This is a genomic window from Nocardia sp. NPDC052112, from assembly GCF_040680135.1.
GTDB lineage: Bacteria > Actinomycetota > Actinomycetes > Mycobacteriales > Mycobacteriaceae > Nocardia.
This window is the reverse complement of record NZ_JBFAWD010000009.1, coordinates 188,398-207,901: the sequence shown is the minus strand read 5'-3', so window position 1 is coordinate 207,901 and position 19,504 is coordinate 188,398. Positions and strand designations below refer to the sequence as shown.

The window sequence follows — 19,504 nt, the reverse complement described above, 5'->3', positions numbered from 1 at the left end:
AGGGGTTAACGGCATCCGAAAACGCCCTGAACGGGCAAGCCCGCCACCGCGAAATGCGATGGCGGGCTGTCCCTTTCAAATGACCTGCAAGCAGTCGCTACGGACCCGCGTTGCGGGTTACCGCACGAATTTACTTGCGCAGCGAGGCCGGAACCTCGAAACGCTCGCCGTAGGTCTTGGCGAGGTAGTCCGCACGCTCGACGAAGGCGGCCTGGCCGCCCGGGTAACCGACGATGAACTGGTGCACACCACCGGTCCAGGCCGGGTAGCCGATGCCGAAGATCGAGCCGATGTTGGCGTCGGCGGTGGTGGTCAGCACCCCCTCGTCGAAGCACTTCTGGGTCTCGATCGCCTCGATGAACAGCATGCGGTCGATCAGATCCTGCAGCGGCACACCGAAACCGGCGGTGGTCTTGAAGTGCTCGCGCAGCCCTGGCCACAGGCCGAGGCGCTTGCCGTCCTCGTCGTACTCGTAGAAACCGGCCTTGCCCAGACGCCCCGGGCGTCCCTGCTCGACCAGGTAGTCGATGACATCCTGCGCCGGGTGCCGCTTGACGCCCAGGGTGTTGTCACCCTTCTCGGCGGCCTCGAGGGTTTCCTTGGCGATCTTCTGCATCAGCGTCAGGTTCAGCTCGTCCGACAGCTGCAGCGGCGCGGCCGGGTAGCCCGCCTGCAGACCGGCCTGCTCGATGGTGGCGGGCTCGATGCCCTCGTTGAGCATGGCGATCGCCTCGTTGACGAAGGTGCCGATCACGCGCGAGGTGAAGAAGCCGCGGCTGTCGTTGACGACGATCGGGGTCTTCTTGATCGCGAGGGTGTAGTCGAACACCCTGGCCAGCGCCTCATCGGAGGTCTTCTCACCCTTGATGATCTCCACCAGCGGCATCTTGTCGACCGGCGAGAAGAAGTGGATGCCGATGAAGTCCTCCTGACGCTTCACACCGGTCGCCAGACCGGTGATCGGCAGGGTGGAGGTGTTGGAGCCCAGCAGCGCGTCCGGGGTGACGATGTCCTCGATCTCCTGGAACACCTTGTGCTTGAGCTCGGTGTTCTCGAAGACCGCCTCGATCACGAAGTCGACGCCGGCGAAGTCGGCCGCATCCGCGGTCGGCTTGATCCGGTCCAGCAGCGCCTTGGACTTGTCCTCGGTGGTCTTACCGCGGGACAGCGCCTTGGCCTCGATCTTCTCGGAGTAGTTCTTGCCGCGCTCGGCCGCCTCTATGGTGACGTCCTTCAGCACGACCTCGTAGCCCGCCTTGGCCGAGACGTAGGCGATGCCCGCGCCCATCATGCCCGCGCCGAGCACGCCGACCTTGCGGATCTCCTTCTTCGGGACATCCTTGGGCCGCGAACCGCCGTTGTTGATCGACTGCAGGTCGAAGAAGAACGCCTGGATCATGTTCTTCGCGACCGGGGCGGTCAGCAGCGAGACGAAGTAGCGCGATTCGATCAGCGACGCATTGTCGATATCGACCTGCGAACCCTCCACGGCGGCCGACATGATGGCGCGCGGGGCGGGCATGTTGGCGCCCTTGAGCTGCTTGCGCAGGTTGGCCGGGAAGGCCGGTAGGTTGGCGGCGAAGGCCGGGCTGGACGGTGTACCGCCCGGGATCTTGAAGCCCTTCTTGTCCCACGGCTGTACGCCGCCCTCGGGGTTGGCCTTGATCCACGCCTTGGCGGCGGGTACCAACTCCTCGATGGAGCCGACCACCTCGTTGATCAGGCCGATCTCCTTGGCCTTGACCGGGCGGTACTTGTTGCCCTGCAGCAGGAACTGCATGAGCGCGCCCTGCAGGCCGAACATGCGCACGGTGCGGATGACACCGCCACCGGCGGGCAGCAGGCCAAGGGTCGCCTCGGGCAGGCCGAGCTGCACGCCCGGCACATCCGCGGCAATGCGGTAGTGGGTCGCGAGGGTGATCTCCAGGCCACCGCCGAGGGCGGCGCCGTTGATCGCCGAGACGACCGGCTTGCCCAGGGTCTCCAGCCGGCGCAGCGCCGACTTGATGGTGTCGAGTTCGTCCATGAGGGCCTGGCCGTCGTTCGGGCCGACCTTCATCATGTTCTTCAGGTCGCCGCCCGCGAAGAAGGTCTTCTTCGCCGAGGTGATCACCACGCCGGTGATGTTGTCCTTCTCGGCCTCGAGCCGGTCGACAGTGGCGGTCATCGACGACTTGTACAGCTCGTTCATGGTGTTGGCGCCCTGGTTCGGGTCGTCCATCGTCAAAACGACGATGCCGTCCGAATCCTGCTCCCAACCGATCATGTTGGTTTCGCTCACAGCTCTGTGTCTCCTTGAATTCTGTGCTGTCGGTTGGGGTTAGACGCGCTCGATGATGGTCGCGACACCCATGCCGCCACCGATGCACAGGGTGACCAGCGCGTAGCGGCCGTTGCGGCGCTCCAGCTCGTCGACCATGGTGCCGGTGATCATGGCGCCGGTGGCGCCGAGCGGGTGGCCCATCGCGATCGCGCCACCGTTGACGTTCAGCTTCTCGTCCGGGATCTGCAGATCCTTCTGGAACTTCAGCACCACGGAGGCGAAGGCCTCGTTGATCTCGACCAGGTCGATGTCGTCGAGTGTCAGGCCCGCCTTGGCCAGCGCCTTCTTGGCGGCCGGAGTCGGACCGGTCAGCATGATGGTGGAGTCGGCACCGCTGGTGGCGGTCGCGACAACGCGGGCGCGCGGGGTCAGGCCGGAGGCCTTGCCCGCCTCTTCCGAACCGACCAGCACCAGCGCGGCACCGTCGACGATGCCCGAGCTGTTGCCGCCGTGGTGTACGTGGTTGATCTTCTCGACGAAGTGGTACTTCTGCAGGGCCACCGCGTCGAAGCCGCCCATTTCACCGACCACGGCGAAGGACGGGTTCAGCTTGGCCAGATCCTCGGCGGTGGTGCCGGGACGCATGTGCTCGTCCTTGTCGAGGACGATGAGGCCGTTCTGGTCCTTGACCGGAACGATCGACTTGGCGAAGTAGCCGCCGGTGGTGGCCTTGGCGGCGAGCTCCTGCGAGCGCACGGCGTAGGCGTCCACGTCATCGCGGGAGAAGCCCTCGATGGTGGCGATCAGGTCGGCGGAGACACCCTGCGGGACGAAGTAGGTGTCGTAATTGGTGGCCGGGTCCAGCGCCCAGGCGCCACCGTCGGAGCCCATCGGCACGCGGGACATGGACTCCACACCACCAGCGATGACCAGGTCGTCGAAGCCGGAGCGGACCTTCTGCGCGGCCAGGTTGACGGCCTCGAGGCCCGAGGCGCAGAAGCGGTTGAGCTGGAAGCCGCCGACGGTGTCGGGCAGGCCGGCCACGGTCACGGCGGTGCGGGCGATATCGGCACCCTGGTCACCCACCGGCGCGACGACGCCCAGGATCAAGTCGGAGATCCGGTCCTCGTCGAGATTCGGGAAACGGCCGCGCAGCTCCTGGATCAGACCAACAGTCAGATCGATCGGCTTGACCGAGTGCAGCGAACCGTTCTTCTTGCCGCGTCCGCGCGGGGTGCGGATGGCCTCGTAAATGTAGGCCTCTGTGGTCATATCGGAGTGTTTCCTTCCTTAGGGTGCAGCGGGGGCGAACATGCGTCCATCCACGCTCTATGCGGCGTCCGAACGTCATCCGTTCGAGCGCGTTGTGCAGCGACACCACGTTTGCGGCGTGGCCGCGGGGGACCTCGCCGACCGGGCCGGAACCCGATCGTCCTAACGCTGTACAAAAGCCGACAAGCAGCGGTGATCACGAGTCCTACCGCCCAGTAGCCCTGGGCATACGATAGAACGTCGCGACACCGCAGTTCGCGGCCACCCGTTCATACTACCGTCGTGTGCGAACTCCGGTTAACTTAACGTCTTATGAACGACGGTTGTCAACCGTCGAGCCGTGTGGCACCCAGCTCACTTTTGAGCAACTCCAAGGCGACCTCATCCGGGTCGCGCCGATCCCCCGGGGCCACCGGGTTCTGCGATTCGGCCAGCATCTCCTGCTCCTCCTCCGGCGTGGAGGGCGGCGGGACCCCATCGATCGGCGCGTAATCCATCGGTCCCGGGTCATCCGGTAGATCCGGGTAATCGGGTGGCGGAATATCGTCGTCGCCGCGGAACGAGCGCGCGTCACCGCTCGGCGCGGGCCGCTCACCAGCGCCCGCCGCCGGATCGGCGGCCGCCGCCCTGGTCTGACTCGGCCGCGAGAACCGCGGCGGCGCATCCGAACCGCGCCCGACCGGGGTGCCGGATTCACGCCCCGGCGCATTGGCCGCCTGCTGCCCGGCCGGACCACGCCCCCGACTCGTCTTCGGCGCGGCGGCCGCAGGCCTGGGCGCGACCCCGCCCGCCTCCCAGCGCACCGGATGATCGCTGCCGAGCACGGCCCGCACCGCCGACCGCACCGCCTCCACATTCCGCGGGTCCGACAACCGCTGCGCCAGCGGCGCATGCTGATGTGCGAATACGATCACCTCCCCCTCGATCCGAGCCACCGACGCTCCCGACAACAACGCCTGCACCGTGGGCCCGAACTCGCGGACCTTGGCCCGAATCTCCGCCCAGGCCCCCTCCACCGCTCGCAACAGATCCGCATCCCCACCCTGCGGCTCCCCAGCGTCCACACCACTTTGCTCCGCCACACGATCTTCGGCACCGCGCTGCGCCGCCCCCGGCTGCACGACCGCATCTTGTGCGCCAACGGGCTGCGCCGCACCACCCGGCCGCACGGCAGCAGGACCCACGCCCGCGCCACCCGAGCCCGATCCGGTCGCCGACTGACCCACATGCGCCGCCCCCGGCCGATCCGCGACACCTCGTTCCGGCCGCTGCGCACCCGCCCGCTCGCTCGCCTGCGCGGCGGCACCAGCGCCGCCCCGATCCGCAGCACCACGCCCCGCCGCAGCATCGTGGTGTGCTTCGGCACTCGCGCCCGACCCGGGCAGCGGTTCGCTCGCAGGCGCCGACGGATCGGCCCCGAACTGATCCGGTGCACCTCGCTCGGACTGCTGAACCGGAATCGACCGAGCGGCTCCCGAATTCGACGACGCCGCGGTCTCGCCAGCACCCGCGGCGCCGTGCCCTCGCGGTGCCGCGCTCTCGGAGAGCGCTTGCGTTCCTTCGGATTCCAGCGATCCCGCGGCGGCTGGCGAACCCGCCCCACCAGCGAACTCCGCGGCACCTCGGCTGGATGCGGCGGCTCGATCCGCGGTCTCCTCGGGCGAGGCGAAAAGCTCACTCCGGGCGGCGTCGACCGGCGCAGCTCCAGCACCCGTCGACCGGATCTCGGGCGCCGCGTCGGCGCGTGCGCCGCTTGCCCCGGCCGAGGCATCGAATCCGACCGGCTCTGTGGCGAGCGGTCCAGTGCTCGACTCCTGGTCGGCAGGTGTGCGGCTCGGCGCCGCGCCGGTCCGCGTGCCACCGCGCTCCGCCGTCGAATCGCCTGGTACGAAAGCGAATCCGACCTCCGCGTCACCTCGCCCGGCGGCTGTGCTCTGCCCGGCAGCCGAATGCCGGCGCACGGACGTGGCCTGCGAATTCTGGGCTGCGGCACGCTGCTCGACCGCCGAATTCTGCGCACCAGCCGAGTTTTGGCTACCGATGCCGGGCTCGACAGTTGTGTGCTGTCCAGCGCCAGGGTCCTGCCCGCCAGCCGCTCCCGCTGGCTCGGCACCACGCCCGGCCGTCGACCGCTGTTCCGCGGCCGCCGCACGTTCGGCAGGCAGGCTCCGCCCCGAAGCACCGGCCTGCGCCGGGCCACCAGCCTGCGCCGGGCCACCAGCCTGCGCCGGGCCACCAGCCTGCGCCGGGCCACCAGCCTGCGCCGGGCCACCAGCCTGCGCCGGGCCATCAGCCTGCGCGGGCGCACTCGCCGGGTTCGCACCCGCGCGGGTGGCGTCCTTTTCGCGGCGGGCGGCGGCGAGGAGTTCGGCGCCGCGTCGGCGTGGGGGTTCATCGGGCGAGCGCGGCGGTGCTGCGGCGGTCGGCGGTTCGGACTGCGCCGGAGCAGACGACGCGGAGGCGGCGGGCGGCATCATCGCTGCGGTGCCGATACCGCGTTCGAGGCGCTCCAGGCGTTGCAGGGTTGCCGATTCGGCGTCGGAGACCGACGGGAGCAGCATGCGGGCGCAGACGATTTCGAGCAGGAGGCGGGGAGCGGTGGCGCCGCGCATATCGCCGAGACCTTCGTGCAGCAGTTCGGCGTGCCGGGCGAACGTGGCCGGGCCGGTGCGTTCGGCCTGTTCACGCATGCGTTCCAGGACATCGCCGGGGCCGGAGACCAGGCCGCGATCGGCGGCGTCGGGGACAGCCTGCAGCAGGATCAGGTCGCGCAAACGCTCCAAGAGGTCGACGGCGAAGCGGCGCGGATCGTGGCCTGCCTCCATGACGCGGTCGATGGTGCCGAAGAGGGCGGCGCCATCGCCGGCGGCGAGCGCGTCGATCGCATCGTCGATCAGCGCGACATCGGTGACGCCGAGCAGCGAAACCGCCCGCGAATAGGTGACGCCCTCGGGACCGGCGCCCGCGAGCAGCTGGTCGAGCACACTCAGGCTGTCGCGTGGCGACCCACCGCCGGCGCGAATCACCAGCGGGTATACCGCATCCTCGACCGGCACCCGCTCCTGCTCGCAGATCTTGCCGAGCAGTCCGCGCATGGTCGCGGGCGGCAGCAGCCGGAACGGGTAGTGGTGTGTACGGGAGCGGATGGTGGGCAGTACCTTGTCCGGCTCGGTAGTGGCGAAGATGAAGATCAGGTGGGCCGGCGGCTCCTCGACGATCTTGAGTAGCGCATTGAACCCGGCCGTGGTGACCATATGCGCCTCGTCGACGATGAACACCCGGTACCGCGACTCCGCGGGCGCGTAGAAGGCCCGATCGCGCAGTTCGCGAGTGTCGTCGACACCGCCGTGACTCGCGGCGTCGAGTTCGATCACATCGAGATTGCCCGGCCCACCGGGACCGAGCGCGACGCAGGACGGGCAGACGCCGCACGGCGTCGAGGTCGGGCCCTGCACACAGTTCAACGAGCGCGCGAGGATGCGCGCCGAGGAGGTCTTGCCACAGCCTCGGGGACCGGAGAACAGATAGGCATGACTGATCCGACCAGTGTCGAGCGCGGTACTCAGCGGGTCGGTGACGTGCTCCTGACCCACCACTTCAGCGAACGTTGCCGGTCGGTACTTCCGGTACAGAGCCACGGCCAGAGGTTACCGGCGCCCACCGACAAAGCACATTCCCCTCGACCGACAGGCCGGGCGCGGCGCGCTGCCGGGCGATTCGCGACAGAAATGTGATGTAGATCACAAGATGCTCAGATCTTTGTTAGCCCCCACTGATCAGCGCCGAAGGTGGCAAAGTCGGAGCAATCGAAGATCGATAACGGCCTAACGGCGAAGTTTGGCGCCCGTCCAGTGCACTTGGCGGCGATTAATTGAACTCGCGCCCCGATTCGGGATCCATATGCGGAGATAACGAATCAATCAACCAGCATGACACCGATGCAATCGCGTGGCTACCGTGGTTATCGGCAACTTCGGTAGCCAAACCTTCATCAGGTTGGTGGCCCCGGCCGGTCCCTCATCCCGACCGGGGCACAACCTGGAATCCCATGATATCCGGCGCTTTTCGCCGACTCACACCACTTCCACCGGAGGAAATTTCGACCGTGACGTCGTGTGACGACATCGCCGCAGCCTGGCTTTCGAGCACCGATTTCGCCGACGACCATGCCGCCGTCGACCTGCTCAGCCGGGCGATCAGCCCCCAGGACTTCGCGATCAAGCGCGATTCGCTACCGGTGGCCGCGGCCGCCGATCCGTCGACCGCCGCCGCCATCCTCGAACTACTGGAGCGCGGTCAGGTCCCGACCATGGCCGCGATCCGCACCCTCACGGCACAGAACGAGATGCGTCGGGAGGCCGAGCGCATCGAACGCCTCGGCCGCCGGGCCCAGCGCAGCATCGATGATTTCGGCCGCATACTGGCCAGGCTGGCCGAGGACCATTGGATCGCGCACGGCACCGGCCCCACCCGCCGCGATGTGCTCCAGTCCGAACCGGTGATGACCCTGATCAGGGACCGGATCGGCAATATCGCACCGACCGCCGTGAAACACCTCTGGCTGGTCGAACGGGCACAGCGCGCGGGCTGGATCGCCTCCGATGCCAATCCCGGATCCCTTTGTGCCGCAAGGCGGTTCTACTCCGCGAAGTACGGCAACCGGGTCTCGCTGCGACCGGTCAATACGATCGGCACGATCGTCGCGATGTACCTGCGCGACCATCTGGCCGAATACGACCGTCCGCCGCGCTGGTCCACCCTCGCCCACGACCTGCGCGACGACCGCGGTCGCCGGATCTTCCACGACACCGCCGATGCGCGCATCCAGCGCCGGTGGCTCACCACCGCCGAATGGATAGCCGAGCGTGAGGACCTTCCGGTGCCCGGTCGGCGCGGGCTGCGTGCCCTGGCCAAGAAGGCGCGGTGCTGAACTGTCTGAGCCGATACCCCCAGCTGCGCTCGGGAGCGCTGTGACCATTCGGTAACTTCTTCGCAACGCATGCACGCGTTGGAAGGAGTCACCCCGTGTCCTCAACCATCGATCCCGCGGCCACCGCCTGGCTGCTCATCAGCACGGCCCTGGTGCTGCTGATGACGCCCGCGCTGGCCATTTTCTACGGTGGGATGGTGCGCTCGACCGGCGTACTCAACATGCTGATGATGAACTTCATCGCGATTCCGCTGGTAACTGTGGTGTGGCTGCTGGCCGGTTACAGCCTGGCCTTCGGCGCGGACGCCGGTGGCGGCGTGATCGGTAACCTCGACCACTTCGGCATGGCGGGCATCGATCCGAATTCCGTACACGGCACCATTCCGGAGCTGCTGTTCGCCACCTTCCAACTGACCTTCGCCATCCTGACCGCGGCACTGGTCAGCGGCGCGATCGCGGACCGCGCGAAGTTCGCGGGCTGGATGGTCTTCGTGCCGCTGTGGACGCTGGCGGTTTATGTGCCGATCGCGCACTGGGTGTGGGGTCCGGACGGCTGGCTGGCCTCCTTCGGCGCGCTCGACTACTCGGGCGGCATGGTCGTGGAGATCGCCTCCGGCGCCTCCGCGCTGGCGCTGGCCCTCGTGCTCGGCCCGCGCATCGGCTTCAAGACCGATGCGATGCGCCCGCACAATCTGCCGTTCGTGCTGCTCGGCGCGGGTCTGCTGTGGTTCGGCTGGTTCGGTTTCAATGCCGGATCGGCGCTGTCTGCGAATGGCGTTGCGGCAGCGGTATTCCTGAACACTCTGGTAGCGGGCTGTCTGGGCATGCTCGGCTGGCTCGCGGTCGAGCAGATCCGCGATGGTCGGCCGACGACGTTCGGCGCGGCTTCGGGTGTGGTGGCCGGTCTGGTCGCGATTACGCCTTCGTGCGGTTCGGTGAATACGCTCGGCGCGCTCATCGTCGGTCTGGCGGCCGGTGTGGTGTGTTCGTTCGCGGTCGGCTGGAAATTCAAGGCGGGCTATGACGATTCGCTCGATGTGGTCGGTGTGCACTTCGTCGGCGGTATCGTCGGCACACTGCTGATCGGGCTGTTGGCCAACCAGGTGATGACCGGTGGCGTCGAGGGCCTGCTCTACGGCGGCGGACTCGCGCAATTCGGCAAGCAGCTGGTCGGCGTACTGGTGGTCTCGGCGTACGCGTTCACCGTCTCCTTCGTGCTCGGCAAGGCCATCGACCGGTTCCTCGGCTTCCGGGTCAGCAAGGAAGACGAGACCGCGGGCATCGACTTCGCACTGCATGCGGAGACCGCGTATGCCGAGGGCGTGCACGGACATGCGCCGCGGCGCTTCGGCGAGGGGCACTTCGGGCAGCCGCAGGGTGGCGATCACTGATCCGCAGTATCAAGCCGGAGCGCGAAAGCGCTCGCTAGGACACCTCGTCCGACGACATATTCCACGTGTTGCACTGAAATGTCCGGTCGTAGGTCTGGCCTTGGTCGAACCATGCCCCGTAGTGCTGCGAGGTGCCGTGATCGCGGGCATCGCCGGACTTATCGCCACGCCGGTACTGACTAGCCGTGGTCCGGCTTTGTTGTGCCTTGTCGAAAGCACCGTCAACGACCGAGGTGCCGACATACATTCCGGCAAAGCACTGTGCCTCCAACTCGAGGCGACGCGACAGTTCGAGCCCGAGCGCGCTGCGGGCTCCCGCGTCGGAGCGCTGATCGTTCATCGCCTGCGTGATGCCGGAGATCGCCTGCACATGATGGCCGTATTCGTGCGCGAACAACGTCAAGTAGATCACCGCGTCGTCGCCGAACTGCTCGATCTGGATCGTGTCCAAGGGCATGTAGATCGTGTGGTTCGCCGAACAGTAGAACGCGGCGGAATTGCCACTGGCCGAGCCGCACGGTGATGCCGCGGCCGCCCCGCGTGCCGGCACGCTCACGGCCGGGCTGGAGTACGGCAGGTTCGCGCCCTGTAGCGCGGTACGCCATTTCTTGTCGAGACATGTGGCGGCAGCCTGGAAGAACCGGGTGGCCGCATCGACCGTCGCTGCCCAGGCCGGATAGCCGCACTCGGTATTGATCAGACCCGAGTCGCTGTCACCGAACAGCGGGTTGTCACCGGTTTTGACAACCGGTTGCGGCCCAGCGGGTTTCGTCGTGGTCGGCGCGGCGGCGCGGCTGGTGGTCACCGCCGCGGCGCGCGATGTCGGGCTCGGCGAGGAGGTCGACGATGTCGGCGGAGCATAGGTGTAGCTCGGCGTCGGCGGCGGGTAGGCCGACGGGCGGTGCCGCTTCTTCTCGTTGTCGGCCGAAATCGCCGATGAGACAAACAGTCCGACGACCAAGACGACGACCGTCAGTACACCGAGCAGAGCACTGAGCCCCGCACCCGAACTCCGTCGCCGTGGCGAGTACGGACGCGGCGGATAACCGGGCCGCCGGTACGGCACCGGCGGACCATACGGGGCAGCGTTCGGTGCACGATGACCAGGCGGATAACCCGGTGACGCGGCAGATCCCGGCAGTGGCTGGTACCCGGGCGAGTGAGATACGAGCGGCGGCAGAGGCCCAGACAGCTGGTGCTCCAGTGCTGGTTGGTGCTCGGGCGGACGAGCTCCGGGCGGCAAGCCAGGTGCAGGTTGATACCCGGGCCGCGGAGATCCGGGCGGCGCACCATAGCCGTGCGGCGGCTGCGTCATCTGCTCACGACACCGAACCGGTCGATGCGGTGAACGTATTGCACTGTGCCGCACGGTTTTTGTCCACGCCGATCTCGAACCAGGTACCACCGTTCTCCGCGGTTCCGTGATCGCGCATATCGCCGCGCTGGTCACCGCGGCCGTGTGCGTCGCGGCGGGCGAGGGTGATCTGCGACGTGGTCAGCGAACCGCCATTGGACGCGGAGCCGAGGTACATGCCGTCGAAACAGTTGGCCTGCAACTCGATTCGGCGCGAGAGCTCCAAACCCTTTTCACTGCGCACGCCCGCGTCGACGCGATCGCTATTGGCCTTGCGCAGGATTCCGGCCATGGCCTGTACATGGTGGCCGTACTCGTGCGCGAAGACCGACAGGTAGACGATCCAGTTGTCCTTGAACAGATCGGTCTGCAGCTGGCTGAGCGGCATGTAGATCGTCTTGTTCGCCGGGCAGTAGAACGCGGCGAAATTACTGGTGGAACCGGTGCACGGCGTGGTGATGCCGTCCGTGGTGGCGCTGACATTCAGCGTCGGCGACTGGAACGGCAGATTCTTCTGTGCCAGTACGGGTTTCCACGCCGACTCCAGGCAGCTCGCGGCAGTCTCGAAGAACTTGCGCGCGGTGTCCACCTGCGTGCTCCACGGCGAGTACGAGCACTTCGCCGGGATCAACGTGGTATTCGCATCGGTCAGTAGTGGATTCGTTCCGGTCTCCGATACGCCGCCATTCGAATCGGGGGTGTAGGTCATGCTCGGACCGGAGCCCGACGAGGTGCTGCTGGTCCTGCCGTGCGAAATCGCACCACGCACCAGACCACCCGCGACCACGAAGACGACGATCAACAGCAGCGCGATCCATCCGCCACCGCTCTTGCGCTGCTGCGGTCGACGTCCGGGTGGTCCGTAGGGCGGCGGCATCGGCGCACGCTGTCCGTATCCGGGCACCGGGTACCCGGGCTGCTGGCCATAACCAGGCGGCGGACCATAACCGGACTGCTGGCCATAACCGGGCGGATAATAACCCGGCTGCTGGCCATAACCGGGCTGGCCCGGCACGGGACGATATCCGGGCTGCCCATAGGGCGAACCGGGTCCGGGACGCGGCGGAACCGGTTGTCCACCAGGCGGAACCGGCCCATAGCCGTACGGTGGTTGGTTCACGTCCCCCGTACCCCCTCGTCTCATGATCGCCTACGGTATTGAATTTGCGGCGCTCCCAGGTCCCTTCGTGGTCACGCTGCGCTACCGCCTGCGGGCCCGTCGCTCGCGCCGGGCTGCTGACGCAGCTTAGCAACTTGTCTAGAGTAGGCAGCCATGCTGACTTTACGGGGGGGCGCCGCGAGCGCGCTGCTTCTCGCAACCGCGGGAATGCTGGCCGCCGCACCGGTTGCCCACACGGAGCCCGCAACCGATGGCGTCGATATTGTCGCGGATCTGAAACTGAGCCGCGAGGGCGTGCTCGAGGTCACCGAGAAGGTCGTCGTCCCCGCCGACGGCAGCTTCAAAATGACACTGCCACTGCGCCTCAAGGTCGGCGACGACGTCGAACGCGTCTTCAAGGTCACCGATGTCGATACCAAGGGCACCGGCACCGCGACGGTCGCGAACGATCTGTTCACCATCGACGCCAAGCCGGGCGAATCGACCTTTACCTATGCGATCCACAACACGGTCAGCGACGCACCCGGCACCCAAGTCTTCCGCTGGCTCGGCACCATCAATGCCGATGTCGCATCGATCGACGCATCCCTGATCAGCCCGAGTTACGAAATGGGCGTGGTGGACTGCAAACTGGGCCCGCCCGGCAATCTGCGGCAGTGCTCCGATCTGCAGATCGAGGCGGACGGGGTGCTCTACTGGCGCCAGACCGACCTGCGCAAGGGCGACAATATCGACCTGACTCTGCAGCTGCCGCCGGGCACGGTCCCCGCCAACGCCGATATTCGCGACCACAAAGCGGCGGGTGCCTTCTCCTTCACGACTCCGGTGCTCGTCGCGTTCGGAGTGCTGCTGCTCGCACTTGCCGCCATGGCGGCCTACGTGGTCAAGACCAGGCGGGAAAACGCCGCGGCCACTGCCGGTTCGGAGACGATCGACCCGCTGTTGCGCGACGGCAATCAGGTTCAGTTCACCTCCCCCGCGGGCCTTCTGCCCGGCGAGGCGGGCGTACTGCTCGACGAACATGTCGATCCGAGCGATATCGCCGCGACGGTGATCGACCTCGCGGTGCGCCGGTACATCTGGATCGCGCCGGTCAGCGATAGCGATTGGCGCATCGATCGGGTCAACACACCGGATGACCAGCTGCGCGATTACGAGAAGGCGGTCTACCGCGCACTGCTGCCGGACGGCACCGATTCGGTGACCGTCGGCGAGTTGCGCGCGCCGGGCCGCGCGCAGTCCCAGCCGGTGCGCAGCGCAATGCTCGCCGACGCGGTCGAGCGCGGCGCCTTCATCGATCGGGCCCGGGTCGGTCTGCCGATCCTGTTGGGTGGGGCGCTGATTGTCGGCGGTATCGCCGCGACCATCGCGTTGGCACTCACCTCGGGCAGCGCACTGGTCGGTGTCGCGATCCTGCTCGCCGGGGTCGCGACTGTGCTGCTGCCGCGATTCCTACCGGTCCGCACGGCCCATGGCCGCGAACTCGTCGCGCAGATCCGCGCACTGCAGCGCGGCCTCGACGCGACCAGCCGCGACCAGATCCCACCCGCCGACCAGGAATTGGTCTTCTCCAGAGCGCTGCCGTTCATGGTGATCGGCGGCCGCGCCGACAACTGGATCCGCGCTTTCCGCGATCTGAACCTCGCCGCCGACTCCCAACCCGGCCTCTACTGGTTCGGCACCTTCGAACGCGACCGCAACCTCCAACGCTTCGCGGGCCACTTCCCCTACTTCATCACCGCCCTCGAAGCACTCTTCGCATAACCCAATTCGCTATGCCGGGCCGAGACCGCGGTGCCGGCGGTGGTCGGGGTACAACGTGATCGGCCGGCCACGGGGGTCATCCCGGGGCCGGTCGTCGACTGGCTCGGCAGTGACCTAGTCGGTCAGTGCGGTGCGGCGGATGGCGGAGAGGGGATCGGCATAGATGGTGCTGAGTGCGGTGACCACCGCGGCGAATTCCTGGACCTTGCCGCCGAATCCGCTGATGCGGATATCGGTCGGTGGCAGTTGGGAAGAGTGGGTGAAGGCACGCGCGACGTGGGCGACCGCGGGGCGGTAGCCGGTGAAGGCCTGGCCGCCGAGAATCACCCGGTCGGGATTGAGCATGTCACGGACCATCGCGACGGTGTGCCCGAGTATGGTGGCGCGCTCGGCGAGCAGCTCCTGCGCATCCGCCGCACCCGCCTCGGCGGCGCGGTACAGGTCGGCGATGGTGGTGCCACCGGTGCCCTTGTGCGCCGGAATGATCCCGCGCCCAACGGCTCTGGCGTGCAGCGACCGATCCCCGACGGTCACCTCGAGGCAGCCGCGCCGTCCGCAGGTGCATTCGACATCGGAGCCGGTCGGGAAGTGCGCGATCGAGCCGGGACCGCTGCTGGGCGTATGCACCCGGCCGTCCAAAGTCACTGCGATACCGGCGGTTTCGCGGACATAGAAGTACAGGCTGCTGCCAGGCCCACCGGCGCGCGCACCATCACGCGGCTCGCCGGTCGGCAACAGCAACTCCGACGCGGCCATGGCCTCGACGTGCGGCGCGACCGAAACCGGCAGCTCGAGCACCTCGCCGAGCACCGAACCGACCTGCGCGCCTTGCCAAGCCAACTTGGGGTGATCGACGACACCGGTCGCGGTATCGACCCGCCCACCGATGGCCACGCCGGCCCAGAGCGGTTTGCGCCGATGCCAGCGCTGCAGGAAGGCCTTGGCGCTACGCGCGACGGTCGTGGTCGCGAAGTCCTGACCGGTCTGCGGGGTCGCGATCGCCAGTCCACCGAGGATGCGTCCACGTAGGTCGGCCGCGACGATCTTGGTGACCGCGGCGCCGATGTGGATGCCGAGGGTCAGATAGGCCTCGTGGTCGATTTCGAACGGAATCCGCGGGCGACCGACCGCACCCGATGCGGTCAGGTCGGGCCGCTCGCGCAGCAGTCCGGCGGCCAACAGCGCCGACACCTGGCGGTTGACCGTCGCGATGCTCAAACCTGTTGTGCGCGCGGCATTGTCACGGGAGACCGGACCGCCGGTCGCGGCGCGCAGCACGGCTGCCGCCGGATTGTCGGCGATGCGCAGTTCCGGTGCGACGACGGGGCGCTGAACACGGACACGACCGGTGACGACCCTGGAAGTGGATCGATCAAGGGTGGGGAGGGACATATGAAGATTCCTTGCTGAAGTCCCATACCACGGGACGTGCCTACACGTGCGGCGGCGGGGCAGCGCGCGAGCCGAAAGAGCGGCTCAGCTGCAGCAGGAACAACACAGTTCGCGAGTCAACGGCAGTCGCAGACCCAATGCGGCGGTCACGTAGGTGACCCGCAGGACGGTCGGACGGCTCGCAGACATGGGATCAAAGTTAACACCGAAATCGCCGTGTACCAAGCCCTGCCAGTGGCGCGCGACCTCGCCGAATGCGTGATTCGCATCGAAATCCTTGCCGCGCACCATGTTCCGATCATACTGTGGCCCAGCACACGATGCGCCTGAAAACGCCGAATGGGGGTCGCCATTTGGCGACCCCCATGGGGTGACTGGCGCGCCCGATCCCGGGCTGTTCGGTTATGCCGCTTCCGCGACCAGCTGACGACGGGCCAGCAGTGCGGTAGCCGAGGCGATCAGCCCGACCAGCGCGACCACGGTGACCAGGTACAGACCCGGCCGGTACTGCGCGATACCGGTGGCGGCGCCGCCGCTGATCAGCCCGGTGACCACGGCCAGCACGACCGCTCCACCGATCTGCCCGGAGGTCTGCACCAGTCCGGAGGCCAGCCCCTGCTCGTGGTCGGCGATGCCCTCGGTGGCCTGCACCATGACCGAGGAGAAGCCGAGCGCGAAACCCAGGCCGAGCAGCAGGAACGCGGGCAGGTAGTCCACGGCGTAGGTCGGATCGGCGCTGCCGCCGAAGGAGATGAACCAGACATACCCGATCACGAACGAGGTCATCGAGGCGATGATCATCGGCGTGGTGCCGTAGCGGTCGATCAGCTTGCCCGCGATCGGCGACAGGATCGCCACGATAATGCCCGTCGGCGCCAGGGCCAACGCCATCTCCAGCGGCTGCCAGCCCAGGGTGTTCTGCAGGTACAGCGACACAATGGTCTGGAAGCTGATGTAGGAGCCGAAGATGGCCAGCGCGGCCAGATTCGCACGCACGATCGACTTCACCTTGAAGATGCTCAACCGCACCAGCGGGTGGGCCACCTTGTTCTCGACCACGAAGAAGGCGCTCAGCAGGGCGATGGCGATGATGGCGGTCGCGACAACCGTTGCGGTGAGGCCCTTTTCGGGTGCGGTGACGATGGTGTAGACGGCGGCCAGCATGCCACCGGTCAGCAGTGCGGCACCGGCGAAGTCGACGCGGCCCTGCTCCTTCTCGACATTGCGTGGCACCACGAAATAGGCGGTGAGCACCACGGCGGCGACGACCAGCACCGGGACATAGAAGGTCAGTCGCCAGTCGACGCCGGTGAGCAGACCCGACACGATCAGGCCGGAGGCGTAACCGGTGGCGCCGAAGACCGTGAAGATCGACAGCGCGCGGTTGCGATCGTGCCCCTCCTTGAAGGTAGTGGTGATGATCGAGAGTGCGGCAGGTGCGGTGAATGCGGCGGCGACGCCCTTGATGATGCGGCTGGCAATCAGCAGCGCACCGTCATCGACCAGACCGCCAGCGAGCGAGGCGAGTCCGAAAACCACCAGGGCGGTGAGGAATACCTGTCTGCGGCCGAGCAGGTCGGCGGCTCGGCCGCCGAGCAGCAGCAGGCCGCCGTAGCCGAGGATGTAGCCGTTCACGATCCATTGCAGGCTCTCGGTATTCAGGCCGAGTTCGGATCCGATGGACGGGAGGGCGACGCCGACCATGGAGACGTCGAGTGCGTCGAGGAACATCGCCAGACCGGCGACGAACAGCACGGCCCACAACGTCGGGCCCCAACGGCTCGGGGTGTGCTCGGTAGGCGCGGCGGTCCGGGTCTCGGATGCGGTAGCTGTCATAGTCACGTTCGGTAATTTAGATGCACACGCATTAAATGTCAATGCAAGTAATGCTCGTGCATAAACCGCCTGGTCGTGATCTTGCCCGACGGCACGAAAAGGCCCCGCCCGTTGCGAGGTGCTGAGCGGGGCCGGTTTCCGTGGTCGCGGGGTCAGCCCGGGTAGACGTAGTGCTTGGGCCCGAAGTGGCCGGTGCCACTGGACCCGGCGTATGGCACGTCGAGTGGGGCGATGGTGAGCTTATGCGGATTGCCATCGAGGTCCGCTTGCCAGCAATCCTGCTGTACGCCATGGAAGCTGGTGCACACGATCCGGGTGCTGATACCGAACGGTGAGGTCAACCGGTTCCGGTCGGAAAGCGGATTCCAGTAGTCGGGATCGGATTGGACCGCGAAGTTCTTGGTCTCATAGACCTCCAATGCGCCGCCGCCGTCGGAGGGCCAGTCGTCGGCAGCGGCAGTGCCCGCACCGATCAGCAGCGTGGCACCGCCCGTGGCGAAGAGTAGCGCGATCCGCAGAACACGCGTGATCTCGAAATTCATCACTATCCCTTCTGCTTGCAGAGTCTGAACAGCCTGAGCATGCCAGCCCCGGTCGACCCCCGCTTCCCGGACACAAGAAGGCCCCGCCCAGTCGAGAGATACTGGGCGGGGCCGGTTTCTGTGGCGACGGTGGGGCCACGGATGCCGTACGACCTACTTGGCCGGTACGAGCGGCTGGTTGATAGTGGTGAAGTATTGGATCGCCGCACCGATCGCGACCGGAGCCGTGATCAGGATCTGGCCGGCCAGGGTGCCGAGCGCGCCGATGGCGATGATGCCGCCGAGGCAGCCGATGGCCGCGGCCGGGATGAACGCACCGAACAGACCGACGATGGTGGCCGAGGCGACCGTGGCGCCGGCGATACCGCCGAGCACGCAGCCGGCCGCACCGCCGACGAGACCACCGACCAGCGTGCCGATGGTGGCCCCCGCCGAAATGGTGCTCGTCAGGCGGGTCCAGGCCGCGACTTCACGGTCGTATTCGGTCTTCCACGGCGCCTTGTCCTCATACGGCAGCGCCACCGGCTTGTAGACCGCCTGCTCGCGATCGATCTGCGGGGTCAATGTCGCGGTGCGATCGGAAATCTGTGCGGCGATGGGGAATTCGAAGTCATCGATCCGGAACCGCAGGGGAGTGCCCGCTAGCACGGTCCCATCGGCCGCCTTGATTTCGAAGACATCGCCCTCGACAGCAAGCGAACCCGCGTCGGTCTTGATGATCGATGAATCGTTTACCGCCTCGGCGGTGAAATTTATTGCGCCATTGTCGTTTTCGGTCGCGGCCGGGGCGGCGCCGGAGGTGCCCGCGGCCACCCCGGTCGCCGCGGTCACCAGGGCCGCGGCGACGGCGAGTTTCCTCATCCTCATGTACTGCATTCCCTCATCTCGGTGTTGCTCTCGAGGGGAAAGCATCGGCGAGAACTCAATCGGGCACGAGGGAAAAATGCAGACAGATTCGAATAAGCAAACCCGGAGCGACCTCAGGACTTCTTGGCCGCGGCCTTCATCTGCTTCTTGAAAGCCCTTACTTCCAAAAGGGATTCGCCGTCGACAATATCGGCGGCCGAGCGCCGGGAGCCGGGTTCGGAGTAGGCGCCGGCCGCGGTTTCCCACCCCGTCGGTCGCACAGCGAGCTGCTTGCCGAGCAGCGCGAGGAAGATCCTGGCCTTCTGATCGCCGTAGCCGGGCAGATCCTTCAAGCGGCGCAGTACCTCTTTGCCGTCCGGATCGCCCTGGGTCCAGATGCGTTCGGTCTTGCCGTCGTAATGCTCGACCACATAGCGCGCGAGTTCCTGGGTGCGGCGGGCCATGGACCGGCCGTAGCGATGAATGGCGGGCGGGGTCGCGCACAGTTCCTCGAATGCCTCGGCATCGGCGTCGGCGATCCGTTGGATATCGAAGCCGTCCATTCGATCGGCGATCTTCTTCGGCCCGCGGAAGGCGTGTTCGAGCGGGAACTGCTGATCGAGCAGCATGCCCGTCAGCAATGCGAAGGGATCCTCGGAAAGGAGTTTGTCCGCCGCCGGCTCCTGGGCGAGACACAGCTTGACAGTCGCGGACTTCGCTTTGGCCACGGGACTTCCTTTCGCTGGTACCGGACTCACCGATCATCTCACTCGGCACCATCACATGGTCCCGGC

13 protein-coding genes and 1 pseudogene are annotated in these 19,504 nt (G+C 67.0%); 3 read left to right on the top strand and 11 right to left on the bottom strand.

Annotated features, from left to right (window positions below):
* Positions 1 to 130 precede the first annotated feature (130 nt).
* The 3 genes and pseudogenes from AB0L58_RS19880 to AB0L58_RS19870 form a co-directional block, all read right to left on the bottom strand.
* Positions 131 to 2,281, bottom strand: a complete 2,151-nt coding sequence (locus AB0L58_RS19880) for a 3-hydroxyacyl-CoA dehydrogenase NAD-binding domain-containing protein (protein ID WP_364388628.1) — start codon at positions 2,279 to 2,281, stop codon at positions 131 to 133.
* Positions 2,282 to 2,320: 39 nt separating this feature from the next.
* Positions 2,321 to 3,535: an acetyl-CoA C-acetyltransferase gene (locus tag AB0L58_RS19875; protein WP_364388626.1), complete on the bottom strand. Its 1,215-nt coding sequence runs from the start codon at positions 3,533 to 3,535 to the stop codon at positions 2,321 to 2,323.
* Positions 3,536 to 5,445: 1,910 nt separating this feature from the next.
* Positions 5,446 to 7,173, bottom strand: a pseudogene (locus tag AB0L58_RS19870) (DNA polymerase III subunit gamma and tau); the annotation flags it as partial.
* 467 nt (positions 7,174 to 7,640) lie between these two features.
* Between AB0L58_RS19870 and AB0L58_RS19865 the strand changes: the two are divergent.
* Together AB0L58_RS19865 and AB0L58_RS19860 are read left to right on the top strand one after the other, a co-directional pair.
* Complete coding sequence (locus AB0L58_RS19865) at positions 7,641 to 8,465, top strand: hypothetical protein (protein WP_364388624.1); 825 nt, start codon at positions 7,641 to 7,643, stop codon at positions 8,463 to 8,465.
* Positions 8,466 to 8,560: 95 nt separating this feature from the next.
* On the top strand, positions 8,561 to 9,856 hold the full coding sequence (locus AB0L58_RS19860) for an ammonium transporter (protein ID WP_364388622.1): 1,296 nt from the start codon (positions 8,561 to 8,563) through the stop codon (positions 9,854 to 9,856).
* A gap of 34 nt (positions 9,857 to 9,890) precedes the next feature.
* Here the strand turns inward: AB0L58_RS19860 and AB0L58_RS19855 are convergent, their stop codons facing one another.
* On the bottom strand, positions 9,891 to 10,922 hold the full coding sequence (locus AB0L58_RS19855; RefSeq protein WP_364388620.1) for a neutral zinc metallopeptidase: 1,032 nt from the start codon (positions 10,920 to 10,922) through the stop codon (positions 9,891 to 9,893).
* Between the two features lie 253 nt (positions 10,923 to 11,175).
* Positions 11,176 to 12,354, bottom strand: coding sequence for a neutral zinc metallopeptidase (locus AB0L58_RS19850; RefSeq protein ID WP_364388618.1), 1,179 nt, complete (start codon positions 12,352 to 12,354; stop codon positions 11,176 to 11,178).
* Positions 12,355 to 12,483: 129 nt separating this feature from the next.
* Here AB0L58_RS19850 and AB0L58_RS19845 point away from each other — a divergent pair, with 129 nt between their 5' ends.
* Positions 12,484 to 14,094: a DUF2207 domain-containing protein gene (locus AB0L58_RS19845; RefSeq protein ID WP_364388616.1), complete on the top strand. Its 1,611-nt coding sequence runs from the start codon at positions 12,484 to 12,486 to the stop codon at positions 14,092 to 14,094.
* Between the two features lie 114 nt (positions 14,095 to 14,208).
* On the opposite strand, the gene AB0L58_RS19840 is transcribed toward AB0L58_RS19845, so the two are convergent.
* The 6 genes from AB0L58_RS19840 to AB0L58_RS19815 form a co-directional block, all read right to left on the bottom strand.
* Positions 14,209 to 15,486, bottom strand: coding sequence for an ROK family protein (locus AB0L58_RS19840; RefSeq protein ID WP_364388614.1), 1,278 nt, complete (start codon positions 15,484 to 15,486; stop codon positions 14,209 to 14,211).
* Positions 15,487 to 15,570: 84 nt separating this feature from the next.
* The gene (locus AB0L58_RS19835; RefSeq protein ID WP_364388612.1) at positions 15,571 to 15,777 is read right to left on the bottom strand and encodes a hypothetical protein; all 207 of its coding nucleotides are present in this window, start codon (positions 15,775 to 15,777) and stop codon (positions 15,571 to 15,573) included.
* A 111-nt stretch (positions 15,778 to 15,888) separates the two neighbouring features.
* Positions 15,889 to 17,217 (bottom strand): MFS transporter, encoded by a 1,329-nt coding sequence (locus tag AB0L58_RS19830; RefSeq protein WP_364388855.1) that lies wholly within the window; start codon positions 17,215 to 17,217, stop codon positions 15,889 to 15,891.
* 257 nt (positions 17,218 to 17,474) lie between these two features.
* Positions 17,475 to 17,864, bottom strand: a complete 390-nt coding sequence (locus tag AB0L58_RS19825; protein ID WP_364388610.1) for a hypothetical protein — start codon at positions 17,862 to 17,864, stop codon at positions 17,475 to 17,477.
* 153 nt (positions 17,865 to 18,017) lie between these two features.
* Positions 18,018 to 18,731: a hypothetical protein gene (locus AB0L58_RS19820; RefSeq protein WP_364388608.1), complete on the bottom strand. Its 714-nt coding sequence runs from the start codon at positions 18,729 to 18,731 to the stop codon at positions 18,018 to 18,020.
* A 113-nt stretch (positions 18,732 to 18,844) separates the two neighbouring features.
* A complete protein-coding gene (locus AB0L58_RS19815; RefSeq protein WP_364388606.1) occupies positions 18,845 to 19,438 on the bottom strand; it encodes an HhH-GPD-type base excision DNA repair protein in 594 nt (197 codons plus the stop codon).
* Between the last annotated feature and the right edge of the window lie 66 nt (positions 19,439 to 19,504).

Excerpts from the sequence above, each read along its gene's own strand:
- AB0L58_RS19875 (WP_364388626.1), bottom strand. The coding sequence starts at position 3,535 with ATGACCACAGAGGCCTACATTTACGAGGCCATCCGCACCCCGCGCGGA.
- AB0L58_RS19850 (WP_364388618.1), bottom strand. The coding sequence starts at position 12,354 with ATGAGACGAGGGGGTACGGGGGACGTGAACCAACCACCGTACGGCTAT.
- AB0L58_RS19845 (WP_364388616.1), top strand. The coding sequence starts at position 12,484 with ATGCTGACTTTACGGGGGGGCGCCGCGAGCGCGCTGCTTCTCGCAACC.
- AB0L58_RS19840 (WP_364388614.1), bottom strand. The coding sequence starts at position 15,486 with ATGTCCCTCCCCACCCTTGATCGATCCACTTCCAGGGTCGTCACCGGT.
- AB0L58_RS19835 (WP_364388612.1), bottom strand. The coding sequence starts at position 15,777 with ATGGTGCGCGGCAAGGATTTCGATGCGAATCACGCATTCGGCGAGGTC.
- AB0L58_RS19830 (WP_364388855.1), bottom strand. The coding sequence starts at position 17,217 with ATGTTCCTCGACGCACTCGACGTCTCCATGGTCGGCGTCGCCCTCCCG.
- AB0L58_RS19825 (WP_364388610.1), bottom strand. The coding sequence starts at position 17,864 with ATGAATTTCGAGATCACGCGTGTTCTGCGGATCGCGCTACTCTTCGCC.
- AB0L58_RS19820 (WP_364388608.1), bottom strand. The coding sequence starts at position 18,731 with ATGAGGATGAGGAAACTCGCCGTCGCCGCGGCCCTGGTGACCGCGGCG.